The organism is Fructilactobacillus sp. X8R4C1 (assembly GCF_059900905.1).
In genome coordinates, this window is sequence record NZ_JBWXVJ010000001.1 from 223,174 (window position 1) to 238,800 (window position 15,627).

The following is a 15,627-nucleotide window of genomic DNA, read 5'->3' on the forward strand; positions in this document are numbered from 1 at the left end:
TTATATTGTTTAATTTTTAATAAAATGAAGGCTTGGAAAGCTCCTCAGTACCAGGTTCAACCACACCAATGTCTTCACGTTGGTACTTGCTTGGGTCTTCAATGATACTGACGATTAACTTGGCAATGGCTTCCCGGGTGACTTGCGCACCCTTAAATGGCTTGCCAGCGGGAATAACTTCGTATTTTTCGTTGTTCTTGTCGTTATACAGCCAGGTCATCTTCAGGTAGGTGTAGTCAATGTCGGAGTCAAGCAGTTCTTTGTAGGCTTTCTTGGGATCAGCGTAGGTACTGCCAATCATCTCGTTGTTCCACTTCTTAAATGGTCCAACGACCGTATCGTCAACGTCCAGGAGACCAGCGACGATTAAACGTTTAACGTCTGCTTGATCCATGGCTTTGATAACGGAACTCATTGCCTCAGCGTGAGGAACATCCGAAAAGACAATGTCTTGACCTTTCATGACGTTGGCCAAAGTTTCATCATCATTGATGTCACCGTCAACGACAGTTTCTCGTTTGGGGTCACTGACAGTTAACCGACTTTTTGCGTTACGAGCTAATAGCGTCATGTCAACATTGGTGTCCTTTAATAACTTTTGAATTACGATGCTAGGAATTTGTCCTGCGGCACCTAAGATTAGTACTTTTTTTGCCATATGCAATTCCTCCGTTTCTATTCATCACTTTTGACGCCCTTAGTGTGACGCATTTCGTAACGAACTACAAATGTTATGAACGCCGAAAACAGTAAAATAATGGCGACAATCGTGTACGGATAGTGCGGATTAATGTCCATTAGAACTCCAGAAAAAATGGGTCCGATGATGTTACCAACACTGGTTAGTGACATGTTTAAGCCGTTGATTAATCCCTGATTATTCTTGCCAAAACGAGTCAGCAGTGTCGTGATGGCAGGTCTTAACACGTCAAAAGCACAGAAGACGACTAGGGTGGCAATGATGACTTCGATTTTGCTGTGAGCAAACAGGATCCAGACGATACAGATGGAACTGAGGATGAAACAGTCACGAATCAGCCCCAGTTCACCGCGCATTCTGACCAAGCGGTCAAAGAAAACGACCTGAAGGACGAGAGAAATCATTCCGTTAATGATTAGGACGACGGCAATGTTATCAAGGGTAAAGTGAAAGACCTGGTTCACGTAGATCGTATAGATACTTTCAAAGCCCTGCAGACCAAATGATGAGATTAAAATCATGGCGAAGAGAGCAATCATGGCACCGTTTAGGATGGACTTTAAGCCCTTTTCGGTAATGTGGACCTCTTCCATGACTGGATTTTTTTGGTTGGTCTGTTTGATGTGCTTGGGAAGTCCCACCACGAAGAAGATGACGGCGATGATGCCAAGGATTCCCGCAAACCAGAACGGGGTTTTGTACCCAAACTTGGCAAGTGCACCACCAATCCCGGGACCGATGATTAGGCCACCACTAAAAGCGGCCGAAAGCAGCCCAATGACCTTCGCTCGTTGTTCAGAAGACGACAGGTCAGCGGCCATTGCCATGGACGTTGGCACCACCATGGCGGCCGAAATTCCACCAATTAGTCGGGAAATATCGAATAACAGCAGTGTGTTAGAGGCCGCAAACATCATCTCGGAGACCGAATAAAGGATTAGACCCCCAGCCAAAATTGGCGCCCGACCAATCTTGTCTGAGATCCGGCCAACAAACGGCGATCCGATGAACTGAGCTAGGGCGTACAAGGAAGTCATGGTTCCCATCTGAGCGGTGGTTAAATGATATTCGTTTTTAATGAAGGGTTCGACTGGAATCACCAGACTCATCCCTAAACAAATGATAAAGTTCGCAATAATCAGGATGAAAATTGCTCGTTTGGCAGCTTTTGACACGTCGTTCCCTCCCGTTTCGTTAAGTAATATCATCCATTTTAGCACGGTATTACGCGCTTACTCCAGTCTCATTTTGAGAAATTGTGAAGTCAGATAAGTTGAAAAGCCGTGATTTCGGACTTACATTCCGTAAGTTAAATTTTGATTGCAAAGCGTTACACTTATCAATTGTAATTGAAAATAAAAATCAATAGAATGGATGCAACGAGAGAAGAAGGGATGATTACATGAAGAAGGAAGAATTAGATCGTAATTTAAAAAAGTATGCGGAATTGATTGTCAAGGTCGGAGTAAACGTCCAACCGGGCCAGACGGTCGTTCTGTATATCTCTGATCATCACCAGGACTTGGCCCACATGATTGTGAAAGAAGCCTATAAAGCCGGGGCATCCGATGTGATGGTGAAGTGGGACGATACCTTTGTTTCTAAGCAGTTCTTAGAACACGCTAGTGACGACCGGTTGGAAAACATTCCCCAGTACATGGTGGATGAGGCCAACTACATCGTTGACAAGCATGCCGCACGGATTTCGGTTCTATCTGAAGACCCGGCGGCGTTTGCCAAAATCGATCCCAAACGAGTTGCTACAAACTCTGCTGCCATGGGAAAAGCCACCAATGCAGTCCGCGTAGCAACCCAGAATAATGACCTGACTTGGACGGTAGTAGGAGCTGCTGATAACGCATGGGCGAAACAAGTTTTCCCAGATTTACCAGAGGACGAAGCGGTTGACAAGTTGTGGCGGGAAATTTTTAAAACGGCCCGAGTTGATAACAACGATCCCATTCAGGCTTGGGAAGACCACAAGAACCAGCTCCAAGAAAAGGCAGCTTGGTTAAATGAGGAACAGTTTGACACACTGCAGTACCATTCCCCACGAACTGACATGGAGGTTGGATTACCCAAGCACCACGTCTGGGTCGGGGCTGGCAGTACCGGTGTTGACGGCATTAAGTTCATGCCCAACATGCCGACCGAAGAGGTCTTCACCGCTCCTGACAAACGCCGGATTAACGGTCACGTCACTTCAACGAAACCGTTAAGCTATTCTGGCACTTTGATTGAAGATATGGAGTTCACGTTTAAGGACGGACAGGTCGTATCCGCCACCGCCAAGAAGGGTCAAAAGACACTTGACCACCTCCTTGCTACCGATCTAGGAGTTCGTTCGCTCGGCGAAGTTTCACTGGTGCCGGATCCCAGTCCAATTTCACAATCGGGCATTATCTTCTACAACACCCTGTACGACGAAAATGCCAGTGATCACATGGCCCTAGGCGCTGCTTATCCATTCAGTGTTGTTGGAGGGACCGAGATGAGTCCGGAAGAACAAGACCAGGCTGGCTTAAATAGCAGTCAAGAACACGTTGATTTCATGATGGGTTCTGACGACATGAACATCGACGGTGTTAAAGCTGATGGGACGGTCGTTCCCGTCTTTCGTAACGGAGACTGGGCCTAGTGGAAAAACCAACTGAAGTGGCTCATCCGCTCACGATTGCGTCCACCACTGACAACAACATGGCACTGCCGCTGGCAATTAATTACACTTCCATCCTTTTAAACAATCCCGATGCGGACTTTGAGTTTTTTGTCGTCAACGATTATCTAGATCCCAAAAATCAGAACTTAATTGCCACGCTTCCGAAGCTTTTTCAAAACTGTCTAACGGTGAAATTTTTAAAACCCCACGAGGACCGTTACCAGAAGGCCAACACGGATGCTCCGAACAGCATCATCAAACGCAATACTTACTACCGCATTGATATTCCAGAAGAAATTGACCGTCCCAGGATTCTCTATCTTGACGCTGATATGATTTGTGTGGGAAACATTGATGAACTTTATCACGCTGATTTAAATGGGAAAGTAATTGGCGCCGTTGAAAATGCTGGTTATTTGGACCGCCTGCGTGAGATGGGAGTCAGTGAGAAAGCTGGCCACTACTTTAACGCCGGCTTGTTACTAATTGATACCAAGAAATGGCGTAGCGCTGGTATTTCACAAAAAGCACGCAGACTTGCGAATGACCATCCGGAAATGTTGCGGTTTCAGGACCAGGATGCCTTAAATGCCATTTTTAACGGTGATTGGCAGGCATTACCCTCCAAGTACAACGTGCAAAGTAACCTTATTAAGGGCAAGTACCGCAAAAGTGAGACGACGGACGGTCAGCGTTCTCAAGTAGCGGCGTTGGATCATCCCGTCATTGTGCACTACACAAACTTCGATAAGCCGTGGATTGTCAAGGTGGATCATCTGCATCCCTTGAGAAGTCTGTATGATGAGTACCAAAATAAATTACTGAATCAACTAGCGTGGTACGTTAGTAATCATCACTAGTTTTAGATCTAAAAAAGCACTTCAGAAAATTCTGAAGTGCTTTTAGTTTATTTAAAGAAATGCTTTTAGTTTATTTAAAGAAATGCTTTTAGTTTATTTAAATAGGTAGATGATGATGGTGCCAATCATGTACGTCAAAATGTATAACATAACGATCAGTGAAACGTTTTTAACGATGACGTTATAAATTTCTCCCTTGTTTTGATTGAAGTTAAACACTTTGACTTTGGTCCAAACGTAAGGATAAATTAGAATGGTTAGTAGGGCAAAGTAGGGAACAATGCCGACTGCCAAAGAAAGAATTGGAATGACGATGATTGAGAGCCAGTAGACCAAGTCAAACACCTTAATGGCGTTCTTTTTCCCGATGTAGTCGACTAACGTATGACGGTTATTACCAATGTCTTGTTCGAGGTCACACGTGTCGTTTGCAAGTTGAATGATGAAGAAGAGGATAAACGGTAGTAGTGTCACCAAAAAGGCGTCCAGCACACTCATAAGGGTGAAGTTCCATCGGTGGATGCTTCCCATGTACATGTAAATCAGCGGAACAAAGAACGGAATTAATGTGGCAACCGCTAACTCACAGAATGGAGTAGCGTCTAGAGGCTTCGGACCCGCCGAGTACGCCAGTCCCAAGAGAAAACCAATCACACCAATTACCAGCGTGGGCCAGCCAGTAAAGTAACTGAGGATCAAACCGGCGATGATAATGAAAGCGGCAAAACCGTACAACCAGTGCCGAATCATCGTGAGACTCAGATGATTACTCCCGATGGTGCTCGTACTGTGCTTGTAGTCCGTCTTGTCGGTGGCGTGTTCGTAGTCTTCGAGGTTGTTCTGCATGTTTAAAAAGAGGTGCAGGGCGATGACAATCACGAAGGCACAGATGGCATACAGCCAGTTAAACGAGCCATAGTAATAATAAGAAAAACTAGCCGCAAGTATGAGCCAGGTCACGTCCAGCGGTGTTGTGTAAATCTCAGTTAGTTGATAAAAGTACTTCCAGGTCATGATTTACCTCCAGTGTAAATGAATTAAAGAAAGATTTTGATGATGGTTCCGATCATGTAAGTAATGATATACAACCCCATTAACATTGTCACCCCACCAACGATTTGATGATAGACTTCTTGCTTGTTCTGGTTGGTTTGAAAAACTTTAACTTTCTTCCAGGCCAGCGGATAAGCCAAAATAATTAAATTTGAAATGATTGGGACGTATCCAAAGAAGGATAAAATTGGTATGATTAAGATTGTCAACCAGAAAACAATTGTAAATAATTTAATTGCGTCTGATGGTCCGATGTAATACACCAGGGTGTAACGGTGATTTCCGATGTCTTCTCTTAGGTCACAGGTGTTGTTGGCGAGTTGGGTGATGTAGGCAAGCACAAACAGGAACATGGTGACCAAGAAGACGTCGACGATACTGTCCCAGGAAAAGCGAAAGCGATGAATGCTTCCTAGATAGACGTAGACCAGCGGGTCAAAAAACATGATGAGCATTCCGGTTGCGAGTTCACAAAATGGGGTGGAGTCCACTGGTCTCGGACCTGCCGAGTAGGCTAGTCCAAGGCCAAAGCCGATGATTCCAATGATTAACGTGGGCCATCCAGTCAAGTATGCGAGCGTGAGTCCAAGGACGGCGACAATTATCCCCATTATTACGACCCATTTCCAGATCATCCGGGTACTTAGGTGGTACTTACCAATGATACTGGTGGCGTGTTTGTAGTCGGTCACGTCGGTTGCGTGTTCGTAGTCTTCCAGGTTGTTATGTAGGTTTAAAAACAGATGCATCAAGAACACGATGAAGAAGGCCCAGATGGCATACAGCCAGTTAAAGGAACCGTAAAAGTAGTACGAAAAGCTGGCACAGAACAGTAGGATTAAGACGTCGACTGGTGTGGTGTACATCTCGGTTAGTTGATAAAAGTATTTCCACTTCATTGTTTTGCCTCCGAAAGTCATTGTTAATGTTATTATTATTAAGGATAATGCTGTTATTATAGTACCATGAAAATATCGTAAGGTTACCATAAAAAAGGAAAAGACATGAAAACAACCATTTGGAATAAATTTCCTGAAATTGAATCTGAACTGGTTCAAGTTCAATCACTCATAAGTAAAGAGATTCAGGTTCCTGAGGCCGAGTTTAAACGGGGAATCGAAGAACTAATTAACGGAAACGGCAAGATGCTAAGGGCGGCGCTCCTGTTAATCGCGGGTAACTTTGGAACGGAAGCAGTTGAGCGAGAGAAACTCCTCCAGGCCGCCGCTTCAATTGAGGTCATTCATTTGGCTTCTTTGGTCCACGATGACGTCATTGACCAATCGGACTTAAGACGGGGGGAAGATACGTTAAACGCTCAATTTGGCCAGCGCGAAGCCATCTACCTGGGTGATTACCTGTTCACGAAATACTTTGAAATGCTTTTGGACTACGCTCCGAGTTTTGATAATTTGCGTTACAACGTTGAAAGCATGAAGGACGTCTTGTTTGGCGAGTTGGCTCAAGACGAAAGTAAGTATGATTTAGACCGAAGTGAACAGGACTACTTTGATTCAATTCAGGGAAAGACGGCGGAACTCTTCAAAGTGGCAATGGGGGAGGGCGCCATCCTTTCAATGGCTGACAATAACACCGTCCAGATTGCTGAGCAGATTGGTTTGAATTTTGGGATGGCGTTTCAGATTCGAGACGACCTCCTAGACTTTGAGCCAGACGTTGAAACCGAAAAGCCCACTCTGCACGATGCCAGTGAGGGCGTGTATACCTTGCCCGTCATTGAGACTTTCAAGACCGCTGACGGTCCGAAGTTAAAAAAAATCCTAAAAAAAGACCAGCTTAAAAAAGCTGATCTAAAAGAAATTGCTAAAATTGTGAGTGACAGTGGCGGAATGCAAGCGGCACGTCATATTTATACGCAGTACTTAGACGACGCTTTTGACCTAATTGCGCAGTTACCACAATCTGAGAGTACCGCTGTCCTTAAAACCATCATTTCGGAATTGTTTCAGTATTCTAAATAACCGAATAATTACTTACCAACGTCCATTGCGTACAGTCTACGATAACGGGCGTTATTTTTATACAATGCTTGCGGGTTTCCTTCCATCTTGATGACGCCGTTTTCAAGGAAGATGACCTCATTCATTTCGTCTAAGCCTTGAAGGTGATGGGTAACCCAAATCATGGTTTTGTCTTTTAAAACTCGACTAATGGTGTTAATCAGGTTATTTTCGGTAATCGGGTCCAGTCCCACCGTGGGTTCATCGAGTAGGACAATTGGATTGTCCTGCAAGAGGATGCGGGCGAGCGCAATTCGTTGCCGTTGTCCGCCAGAGAATCTGATTCCGTTTTCCTTGACGTTCGTTTCATAGCCGTCTGGTAGTGATTCAATGTAATCAGACAATCCTACGGCCTTGATGGCCCTTTTGACGTCTTCGTCAGTAGCGGTTTCGTTTCCGATTCGGACGTTGTTTAAGACCGACGTGTCAAATAGAAACGGACTCTGATCCAGCACACTGAACCACTTATAGCTGTCAGACTCAAACTTGTAGGCATCGATGTTGTTGATTAAGACGTGTCCAGTCGTTGGCGTAAGTGCTCCGGTTAAAAGCTGCAAGAGGGTCGTCTTTCCAACTCCGCTGGGTCCGATGATTGCTAACTTGTGGTGTTTATCAATCTTAAACGAGACGTCTTTGATGATGTCACTTGGATCATCTTGGTAGTGAAAAGTCACGTGATCGAGTTTAATGGAATTAAAGTCAGATGGGGCGGGCAGCTTTTCGTCTGAGACGTACGGTTTCCTCTCTTCGTCTGAAAGTTGATTCAAGTGGACCACCGAATCACTGTACATTGGCCACTCTTCTAAGGCTTGAGAGACCGGGACGAAGGCGTCCATCAACGGAAAGATTCCCATGACGAAGGCGGCCGCGTAGTTAACGAGTTCCTGTGACCCCTTGAAGTACAGGTTAGACCAAAGCAGGGTCCCGATGATGACGATTGCGAAGACCACTTTAATGAGAAATTCACGATTCCACTCAAATAAGTGGGTCTGATCGTTAGACTTGGCAATCTTCGGGTCGTTTTTTCTGACATGATTAAGAAAGCCCTTTTCTCGTCCAGAAATCATCCAGTCCGCGATTCCAAGGGTTGAATCCGTCAGATTTTCATAAGACTGGTGGAGAAGCGACTTCTGGTATTCCTTAGAAGCCCCCCGCATGGCCTCAGAGGCAAGTGGAGCAAAGAACAAGCTAATGGTAAACGCAACGAACATGAAGATGGCGTAAGGCCAACTAATGATGCCTAAGGCCACAATGATAATGATACCCGTGATGTAGGCCACAAGGGTTGGAAATATGGTTCTTAGGTACAGGTTTTCAAGGTGGTCAATGTCGTCAGCCAGGACGCCCAGTAAATCACCGGTCTGAAATTTCTCACTCAAAAAAAGGGCGGATGATTCCAGGGTAGTGTAGAGCCGTTTTCGAAGGGCAGACGTTACCTTTAAGACCCAGTTATGACTGTTTAGTCGCTCTAAGTACTTAAAGACCGGTCGGCCAATTCCGAAGGCCCGCGTTAAGATGACCGGGACGTAAACGATCAGGATGTTGTAGGGATGAGTGGCCGAACGACTAATTAAGTAGCCGGCAACGAACATCAATCCAATCCCACACCCAAAGGTCAAGACGCCGAGAAAGAAGACCCAGAATAACAGGACCTTGTACTTGGTCAGGTATGGTTTAATCCACGTATCGTTTTTAAGTAGTTTACGCATTGTTTCCACCTCGAATCTCACTAATCAATTGCTTGTAGGCTCCGTTTTGGTTGGATAATTCAGTTTGAGTTCCTTGTTCAACGATTTTGCCATCTTCCATGACTAGAATGTAGTCCATTTCGTTCATCCAATGAAGTCTGTGGGTCGCAAAGATGACGAGGTGGTCTTTGAAGATCGGAACCATGGTTTGTTTCAGTTGATATTCTGTTTCAATGTCCAGATGGGCGGTTGGTTCATCTAACAGGAGAATGGTTCGATCGGTATCAAGCAAGGTTCGGGCCAGGGCAATCCGTTGGGCTTGACCGCCACTAATGCCTCTGCCACCTTCGCCAATCTTGGTATTCGCCTTATCTGGGAGACTGGCGACAAACTTAGACAGCCCCGCTTTTTCGATGGCGGAGTTAATGGCGTAAGCCTTAGCATCGGGTTTATAAAAGGCGACGTTTTGGGCAATGCTTCCGGCAAAGATGTATGGATTTTGGGGGATGTAACTGATGTGCTTCTGCCATTCCGATTGAGCGAGACTGTCAATTGCTTGACCGTCAACGTTGAATGGTAGATGACCGTTTTCGTTGGTTGGAGACAGCCAGCCTCCAAGGAGGTTTAAAAGCGTGGACTTCCCTGAACCAGACCGACCCACGATTCCGATGTTAACGAATCCGTTCAGATTAAAATTGGCATCGGCGATGTTGTCCTCTTTTTGGTCGTAACTGAAGTTTAAGTCGCTGACCTTTAAGGTACTGTCCTTAGTCCAGTTGTGAAAGTTGGTTAGTTTAATTTTGCTGGTTGGACTTGGTAAATCCAGGATTTTGTTGATGTCAATCAGGGCATTTTTACCGTCCAACGTGGCATGATAGTCATTTCCGTAATCTCTGACCGGTAGGAAGTAGTCCGGGCAGAGAATTAGGATGATTAGGGCCGGAAGCAGGGTCACCGTTCCATTAATTAATTTCACACCTAATAAGACGGCCACGATGGCAATTGACATGGTCGTAAAGAAGTCGAGGGCAAACGTCGATAGTAAAGCGACTCTTAACACGCTCATTGTGCTCTTTCGGTAATTTTCACTAACCCGATAGATGTTGTCTCCATAGGATTTACTGAGGCCAAAGAGTTTGAGGGTCTTAAGCCCCCGCATGCTGTCGATGAAGTTATTGGACATCTCTTTAAAGCCAGAATACTGTCGGTCAGATTTAGCCTGAGCGGCGAGTCCTAGAATAATCATGAACAAGATGATTACCGGAAAGACCAGTAGCATCACGACCGCTGAGAGCCAGTTAACGAAGAAACAGTACAAAAGGATGATCCATGGAATGATTGCCAGGTTAATGGTCTTCTGCAGGATGAGGTTAAGGTAGTTTTCGACCTTATCAATCCCTTCAAGTGCTAGGGTTACCATGTGACCTGATCCGATGTTTGAGACCATGGCGGGTCCTAGTTCGAATTCTTTTTGTAGGAGTTGTTCTTTTAACTGACTACTAGCCTGACTGGCAAATTTATCGGTAATTTGATTTTCAATTCTTGTGATCAGGTATCTTAATGCGAAAGCAACAAAAAAAGATAGCACAGGTATGGTTAACGCTGCTATCTTTTTTTGTTCCCAAGTAAGCACCATTGCCTGTGAGAGAAAAAGGGCTTCTAGAATGATAGCGACCGATTGAACGACTGCTAGAATACTTAGCTTGGCAATTAATTTTTTGACCCCAGGAATTGATAGAAGTTGTTTATCAAACATGTTTTATCAATCCTTAATTTTTAATATCCAGAATTGGCATCTTCCATATCTTTAAGCGAAATGCGATGCCATTGTGAGACGTAACTCCAGGTAAAGTAGATCGCGATGAGCGGTAGGAGGATACATGCCACGATGGTCATTACAACTAACGTATATGGTGATGAAGAAGCATTTGCGATTGAAATCGTGTGAACTGGATCATTGGCACCCAATACGTTAGGGAATAAACCAATAAAGATCAGGATTACTAGTAAGGCGAGGGTACTGGTACTTGCAAGATAAGCTTGTACTTCATGACCAGAGCCACTAGCAATTTGACCCCAAATAGTTGTAGCAACGATTAATGCTAATACTACTACAGTTGAGACCAAATGTGTCTCGAAAAAGTTGGTTTGGAAATATAAGGCAATCACAACTAGGATTTCCACTGGGTAAGCCAACCAGTACAGGTTGGATGCCATTGCTGAGGCGTGGTATCGAATTAAGCCCGCCGTGTGCAAGGAAATGTAGTGAAGGCCTTGGTAGAGACATAATGCAGTTACCGTGATTCCACCAAGGATTGAAAGTGGGTTAACAACGTCGAAGAAGGTGACGTAGATGTTACCCTGACCATCCATTGGCAAACTTTGAATCATGTCGGTAAAAAGCATTCCGAACAGGAAGGGGATGAAGACACTTCCGAAGAAGTTGGCCCACATCCATCGGTTTCGGCCCTTTTTGGTCTCTGCGTTTTCGGAGAATTCAAACGAGACACCCCGAAAAATTAGAGCCACCAGGATAAAGAATAGCAGGAGATAGAATCCGGAGAACAACGAGGCGTACCACATTGGCATCGCCGCAAACATTGAACCACCAGCGGCAACCAAGAAGACTTCGTTTCCACTCCAGTGGGGTCCAATCGTTCGAAGTACCAAAGCTGCTTCGTCGTAATTACTAGCCAGAAGTCTTGTTGACATTCCGGCCCCAAAATCAGCTCCATCGAGAATTAAGAACAGTGCAAACAGTAATCCGATTAAGAAATACCATAAAAGTTGTAATAAACTCATTTCTCAAAAGCCTCCTTTGAAAATGGATCTTCGGTATCGTAGCTCTCGTGATCGCCGACACCTTCAGGCCCCTTGTAAAGTGATTTTCGTGCGTAAATAAACATGAAGACACCCAAAGTGGCAAATAAGAAGAAGTAAATAATAATGGTAAAGAGCACGGAAGCTGCCGTCGTACTTGGCGAAACCGCTTTGGCAATTGGCAGTAATCCGTAGACAACCCATGGGTCACGACCTCTTTCAGTAACCAGCCAACCACAGGTGTTAATAATGAACGGTCCAAATGTTCCAACCGTCAGCAGTAGCGTCAACCACCACTGCTTCCCAATCGTATTCTTCTTTTTCCTTGAGAACCACAGTCCACAGATGGCTAAGAAAGCTAGTGTCATTGCACCAAATACCATGATTCTAAATGAGTAGAACAAGGTGTTTACTGGTGGGTAGTAGTTCATATCTTTGCCAAACTGACTATTCCACTTCTTGTGTAATTTTGCATTAGTTTCATTCATACCAGTAACCGATCCACTTAGCTTGTGGTAGGTCAAGATGTCCATCATGTATGGAATCTCAATCTTGAAACTAGCACGGTGTTCGTTAGTATGAGCGAATTCAACGGCCGTCCAAGCAGCTGGACTTTTAACGTTTTCAAATTCACCTTCAGCGGCGGCAAATTTCATTGGTTGTTGATGGCTTAAGTAAAGCATCTGTTGGTCTCCACTAAGGAAGCTACCGCAGACAGCAATCAAACCAACGACTAAACCAATTCGCATTGATTTTCTGAAGAAGTCGGGCCACTTCTTTCTAAAGATCATCCAAGCCGATGCACCAGCAACGATGAAACCACCGGTAACACAGGCTCCGAAGATCACGTGGGGAAATTCGTACCAGAGTTGTTGGTTGGTCAGGATGGCGCTAAAACTAGTCATTAAAGCGTGACCGGTCTTAGGGTCAATCCGGTAACCAACTGGATGTTGCATGAAACTGTTGGCTGATAGAATCCAAAGTGCTGAAATGGCTGAACCAAAGAAGACCAACCAAATCATCAGGGCGTGCCAAGCGGGTTTTAATTTGTCCCAGGTGAACATCCAAACCCCGATAAACGTTGATTCCAAGAAGAAGGCCAACAGAGCTTCGATGGCTAACGGCGCCCCAAAGATGTCACCCATAAATCTTGAGTAATCAGACCAGTTCATCCCGAACTGGAATTCTTGAATCAAACCAGTTACAACTCCGACCGCGAAACTAAGTAAGAAAATCTTACTCCAAAATCTCGTCATCGTCTTATAGACTGGTTTTTTGGTCACCGCATAGAAGGTTTCCATGATTGCAACGATCAATGCCAATCCAATTGACATTGGGACGAAGAAGAAATGGAAAATCGTGGTTTCAGCGAACTGAATCCGCGCTAGCGGCAAAACACTTAAACCTAAATTAAGCATTGTGAATAGTTCCTCCTTAAATCAATTTAACTTTCTAACATGGTCCGAATGTTTCCGAGTTCAAGTCCGTTCTTCTTGAAGATCATGTTCTTAAAGATTGGGACAATCCATCCCTTTAACTTAAAGGTCATGCCGAACATGTAAATTTCGGCAATTCCACTGTATGGGCCAAGTGAACAAACGGTTCCCATTGATTTGTAGTCGAACTTAATGGCGGGTTTACCATTTAGTTTGTTTAAGAAATCATTAACGGCAACGTCCGCTTCGTAGATGGAAATTTGACCAGTCGTTGGAAACATCCGACCGGACTTGTCATCTTTAACGGCTGAGACGTCACCAATGATGTACTGGTTAGGAAAGTCGTCTAAGCTCATGTTCGTGTTAACGGCGACCCGGTTTCGTTTCTCGTTTGGATACTGTGAATCGGGAATAACGTCAGATCCCTTTACTCCAGCGGTCCAGAAGACTAAGTGAGATGGGATGAATTTATCATCTTTACCATAGTAAGCACCATCTGCCGTAATCTTTGACACCGTGTCACCCATGATGAACTTAACACCCTTCTTTTCAAGGAAGTGTTGCGCGTAGTCACCGAGTTTTTTGTTAAACATTGGCAAAAAGCCCGGAGCGATACAGGTAATTTTGAACTCTTCTTTTTTGAAACCATACTTTTTGGCCCATTTTGGCACCATGTGCACGAGATCCCCTAAAAGTTCGATGCCAGTAAAACCACCGCCGACCACCACGATGTTCAAGAGCTTAGCATCCTTAAACTCATCGTAGGCATCCAAGGTGGTTTGAATCTTCTTGTAGTCAGCGACTGAGTTATCAATGTCACTGATCTGAAGCCCAAACTCGTCTGCACCCGGGGTGCCAAACGTTTCGGGTTCGAATCCAAGCGCATTGAACAGGTAGTCGTAACTTAAATCACCGTTGTTTTTCGTTTGGACCGTGTTATCTTTACCATTTACTTTAATAACTTCATCCTCTATGAAATGAATCTTAGGATTGATCATGTCGGTAATTCTAAACATGAGTCGCTCTGGTGCTTCATCTCCTGATGCGACCTTGTAGAGGCCGGTCGAGTCATAATGATAAGCATTTTTATTAACCAAGGTAATGTCTAGATTGGCCTTACTCTTAGCTAAAAGCTTGCAAGCCCTTAATCCAGCGAATCCACCGCCTAGTATTAAGACTTTTTTCATTATTAGGATCTCCTTTCAATACACACCTATTATTGTGTAAATCTTAACATTATTTTAACGCTAATGCTGACATTGTGTCACTCTTTTTATGAGGAAATTTTAATAAAATATTTATTGATTGATAAGAAAGGGAGATAAAATCGTTTTAGTACCGTCATTTGGGCATTAATAAGTGATGTTCCTTGCAAGTGATTTTGAGTTAGGCGATTATGAACGTAGTCTCAAAAGCAAAATAAATTTTCCGCTTATAGGAGGCCAAAAATGGCTAAAATTGACAAAATTTTAAATCAAGAGGGGATTGATCGTGTTGCGATTAGTCCCTATCAAAAATATTCACGGGGTTACATGGAGCCAGGAAATCTCGGGACTGGCTATGTTACTGGCCTAAAAGTTGACGCCGGGACCCGCGAAAAGACGGATGATGGCGTCTTGGATGGAATCGTGTCTTACGACCGAGCCGAGTGTAAGAACGCCTACATCGGCCAGATTAACATGATGACGGCCTCCAGCTTCACGGGCGTTCAGGGTCACATTCTGGGATATGATCTCCTGAGAAATCCAGAAGTCGATCGGGCACAACCGTTGTTTAAGGTGACCCAGTGGGATGGTTCGAAACTACCAATTTACGATGGGAAACCACTGCAGGATTCGTTGGTAGAATTCTTTGGGACGGCTGACAATCGTCGGCACTATCCAGCTCCGGGGAGTTTCATTATTTGTGCTAACAAGGGCGTGACTGCCGAACGACCAATTGAAGACCGCCCGCTAAAACCGGGTGAAAGTTACGGCGTTTGGTCCGCCATTGCCATTTCAATTGCGAAGGATCCCGTTCATAATTCCTCCATGTTCATTGAGGATGCTGGAACTTGGAATACGCCCAACGAGGACGATCTCGGCGAATTCTTGGCCAGAAGAAGAGAGGCCATCGCGCGCTCGATTGCCCAGTGTGGTCAAGATGCGGGCACTTCGTTTGCCAGTTCGTGGATTGGCTTTGCCCACGTCATGATGAAACCGGGTGAGATTGGCAACGCGATTACCGTTGGACCCTACTTTTCGATTCCAGTTGATGCGGTTCCTGGCGGTTCGATTTTGACTCCAGACGTTGACATGAACATCATGGAGAACCTGAGTTTACCAAAATGGCTTGAAAAGATGAATTACCAGTCAATTGTCGCAGACCAAAATATTCAGTATTAATGTGGT

Annotated in this window: 13 protein-coding genes; 4 read left to right on the forward strand and 9 right to left on the reverse strand. The window is 44.7% G+C overall.

Annotation, left to right across the window (positions count from 1 at the left end):
• Window positions 1-16: 16 nt before the first annotated feature.
• Both AC6UDA_RS01005 and AC6UDA_RS01010 read right to left on the reverse strand, forming a co-directional pair.
• The gene (locus tag AC6UDA_RS01005; protein ID WP_500698859.1) at window positions 17-658 is read right to left on the reverse strand and encodes an NAD(P)H-binding protein; all 642 of its coding nucleotides are present in this window, start codon (window positions 656-658) and stop codon (window positions 17-19) included.
• Between the two features lie 17 nt (window positions 659-675).
• Window positions 676-1,875, reverse strand: coding sequence for an MFS transporter (locus AC6UDA_RS01010; protein WP_500710503.1), 1,200 nt, complete (start codon window positions 1,873-1,875; stop codon window positions 676-678).
• Window positions 1,876-2,102: 227 nt separating this feature from the next.
• Between AC6UDA_RS01010 and AC6UDA_RS01015 the strand changes: the two genes are divergently transcribed.
• Both AC6UDA_RS01015 and AC6UDA_RS01020 read left to right on the forward strand, forming a co-directional pair.
• Window positions 2,103-3,338: an aminopeptidase gene (locus AC6UDA_RS01015; RefSeq protein ID WP_500710506.1), complete on the forward strand. Its 1,236-nt coding sequence runs from the start codon at window positions 2,103-2,105 to the stop codon at window positions 3,336-3,338.
• Window positions 3,338-4,219 (forward strand): glycosyltransferase family 8 protein, encoded by an 882-nt coding sequence (locus AC6UDA_RS01020; RefSeq protein WP_500710508.1) that lies wholly within the window; start codon window positions 3,338-3,340, stop codon window positions 4,217-4,219. Before AC6UDA_RS01015 ends, AC6UDA_RS01020 begins: the two co-directional genes overlap by 1 nt.
• A gap of 93 nt (window positions 4,220-4,312) precedes the next feature.
• Here the strand turns inward: AC6UDA_RS01020 and AC6UDA_RS01025 are convergent, their stop codons facing one another.
• Window positions 4,313-5,233 (reverse strand): prenyltransferase, encoded by a 921-nt coding sequence (locus tag AC6UDA_RS01025; protein WP_500700976.1) that lies wholly within the window; start codon window positions 5,231-5,233, stop codon window positions 4,313-4,315.
• Between the two features lie 23 nt (window positions 5,234-5,256).
• The gene (locus AC6UDA_RS01030; protein ID WP_500710510.1) at window positions 5,257-6,171 is read right to left on the reverse strand and encodes a prenyltransferase; all 915 of its coding nucleotides are present in this window, start codon (window positions 6,169-6,171) and stop codon (window positions 5,257-5,259) included.
• A gap of 105 nt (window positions 6,172-6,276) precedes the next feature.
• Here AC6UDA_RS01030 and AC6UDA_RS01035 point away from each other — a divergent pair, with 105 nt between their 5' ends.
• Window positions 6,277-7,254: a polyprenyl synthetase family protein gene (locus AC6UDA_RS01035; RefSeq protein WP_500695481.1), complete on the forward strand. Its 978-nt coding sequence runs from the start codon at window positions 6,277-6,279 to the stop codon at window positions 7,252-7,254.
• A gap of 8 nt (window positions 7,255-7,262) precedes the next feature.
• On the opposite strand, the gene cydC is transcribed toward AC6UDA_RS01035, so the two are convergent.
• The 5 genes from cydC to AC6UDA_RS01060 are packed head-to-tail and all read right to left on the reverse strand — an operon-like array spanning window position 7,263 to window position 14,424.
• Window positions 7,263-9,002, reverse strand: a complete 1,740-nt coding sequence (gene cydC, locus AC6UDA_RS01040) for a thiol reductant ABC exporter subunit CydC (RefSeq protein WP_500710512.1) — start codon at window positions 9,000-9,002, stop codon at window positions 7,263-7,265.
• Window positions 8,995-10,737 (reverse strand): thiol reductant ABC exporter subunit CydD, encoded by a 1,743-nt coding sequence (cydD, locus tag AC6UDA_RS01045; RefSeq protein WP_500710514.1) that lies wholly within the window; start codon window positions 10,735-10,737, stop codon window positions 8,995-8,997. Before cydD ends, cydC begins: the two co-directional genes overlap by 8 nt.
• 20 nt (window positions 10,738-10,757) lie before the next feature.
• On the reverse strand, window positions 10,758-11,783 hold the full coding sequence (gene cydB / locus AC6UDA_RS01050) for a cytochrome d ubiquinol oxidase subunit II (RefSeq protein ID WP_500693274.1): 1,026 nt from the start codon (window positions 11,781-11,783) through the stop codon (window positions 10,758-10,760).
• Window positions 11,780-13,219: a cytochrome ubiquinol oxidase subunit I gene (locus tag AC6UDA_RS01055; protein WP_500693275.1), complete on the reverse strand. Its 1,440-nt coding sequence runs from the start codon at window positions 13,217-13,219 to the stop codon at window positions 11,780-11,782. The genes cydB and AC6UDA_RS01055 overlap by 4 nt, the downstream gene beginning before the upstream one ends.
• A 26-nt stretch (window positions 13,220-13,245) precedes the next feature.
• Window positions 13,246-14,424, reverse strand: coding sequence for an NAD(P)/FAD-dependent oxidoreductase (locus tag AC6UDA_RS01060; protein ID WP_500696342.1), 1,179 nt, complete (start codon window positions 14,422-14,424; stop codon window positions 13,246-13,248).
• Between the two features lie 261 nt (window positions 14,425-14,685).
• Between AC6UDA_RS01060 and hdcA the strand changes: the two genes are divergently transcribed.
• On the forward strand, window positions 14,686-15,621 hold the full coding sequence (gene hdcA / locus AC6UDA_RS01065) for a histidine decarboxylase, pyruvoyl type (protein ID WP_500710517.1): 936 nt from the start codon (window positions 14,686-14,688) through the stop codon (window positions 15,619-15,621).
• Window positions 15,622-15,627: the final 6 nt, after the last annotated feature.